A 1,998-nucleotide genomic window follows, 5' to 3' on the forward strand; every position below is an offset into this window, starting at 1 on the left:
CAATTTGACTTATTCAGAAACAGATGGGATCTATTATTTCAATATAGATGCGAATCTGTCCCATCCGAAATCTTATGATGAGGATATCTTAGACAAGTGTTCATATGACCTTTACTTGAATGGAACTTATTTCAAGACAATAAATGACACCAACTTCACATTAAACAATATAGATAAGACAAATGTTTATGTTATTCCATCAATAGGAAGCAAGAGCTCTAATATACTATATTTTAGAGTTAATTCAACAGTTTCAATTGATGTTTCAGACATTGAATATGGTGAAAATCAAATAATCAGATTCCCTGTTGATCCTAGCGATGCAACTGGCAATCTAACAGTTCTGGTAAATAACAAGACATATGAACTCAAGCTCACTAGACCTATTTTAAATTTGGATAATCTGCCTGCTGGAGAATATAATGTATCTGTTACATATAATGGGAATCTAGAATATTATCCTTCAGTGAATAATACTTCATTTATTGTTAAGAAGAAAGTTTTAGATGTGGATGTAATGGTGGATGAATCAAATGTTTCTGTACAATTGCCTGTTGATGCAAAAGGTACTTTATCATTGGTAATTGGTGATGAAACCTATACAAAAAACTTGGTGAATGGAAGTACCACTATTAAAATATTTAGCTTAAATCCAGGCACTTATCATGGAACTGCAACCTACTCAGGTGATGAAAACTATGATGGCTTCAAGAAAAACATCACTTTAACATTAAATGATTTCGAGTATGGAGTGAGTGTTAACGGTTCAGATGTTTCTATAAAATTGCCTGCTGATGCCAAAGGGACTTTTTCATTGATGATTGATGAAAAAACCATTACAAAGATTTTATCAAATGGAGGTGCCACCATTAAGATGTCAGGACTAAGCCCTGGAACATATCATGGAACTGCAACCTACTCCGGTGATGAAAACTACGATTCATTCAGAAAGAATATCACAATGATTATAAACGGACCGGCTCCAACTCCTACTAATGTGGCTACCAAGCTCACTGCCCCTAAGGTGACTGCAACATACAATGTTGCCAAAAAGCTTGTCATAACTCTTAAGGATGCTAAAGGCAAAGTATTGGCTAACAAGAAGGTAACAGTCAAAGTCGGAACAATCAGCAAGACCTTGAAGACCAACAATAAGGGTCAAGTAAGCCTCAATGTAGCAACTTTGGTTCCTAAGACCTACACTGCAACAGTCAAGTTTGCAGGAGACAGCTCCTACAAGGCTTCAACCCTAAAACCTAAAGTAGTGGTCAAGAAGGCAAAACCAAAACTCGCTGCAAAGGAAAGAACATTCAAGGCCAAAGCAAAAGTCAAAAAATTCACTGCAACCCTTAAGAACAACAAGGGAAAAGTGATGAAAAACACAAAGCTTACCCTAAAAGTGAATAAAAAGACTTACACTGTAAAAACAAACAAAAAAGGTGTAGCAACCTTCAAGATAAATAACCTAAACAAAAAAGGCAAATACACCGCATTAATCAAATTTGCAGGAAACAAGTACTTCACAGCAATAAGCAAAAAAGTAAAAATAAACGTTAAGAAATAAGTGATCTAACCAATCACTTATTATTTTCTTTTTTTAAAAATTTTATTTATTTTTTCATATCTTAAACTCTTTTTTAACTAATTCGAAATTGTATTTATTCAAATATGTCTTATTTTATATAAAATTAATTTGATAAAATTTAAATATATTAAAAAATATATTAAGTTATATATTAATTTAATTAAGTTTAAATTGATAGTTTTTCCTTTTTGGAAAAATATATGGCGAATTTTGAGAAATAAAATGTGATCATTATGAATTCAAAGCATTTATTTATAGTATTGGTTTTAATATCCATCCTTTCCATTGGTGCTGTCAGTGCAGTGGATGATGCAGATATTGGAACAGATGTAATTGAGGCTACTGATGACTTGTCTATAGATACGGTTTCTGTAGATGAAATCATTGAGGACAGTAGTCAGATTGATGAAAAT

At 32.5% G+C, this 1,998-nt stretch carries 2 protein-coding genes; both read left to right on the plus strand.

Going from position 1 to position 1,998, the window contains the following annotated elements:
* The coding region (locus Q0409_RS08975) for an Ig-like domain-containing protein (protein WP_298537278.1) at nucleotides 1–1,564 on the plus strand (1,564 nt) is incomplete at its 5' end.
* Nucleotides 1,565–1,818: 254 nt separating this feature from the next.
* Nucleotides 1,819–1,998 (plus strand): hypothetical protein (locus Q0409_RS08980; RefSeq protein WP_298537281.1); only part of this gene is annotated, 180 nt, incomplete at its 3' end.

This window comes from uncultured Methanobrevibacter sp. (assembly GCF_937898925.1).
Classification (GTDB): domain Archaea; phylum Methanobacteriota; class Methanobacteria; order Methanobacteriales; family Methanobacteriaceae; genus Methanobrevibacter.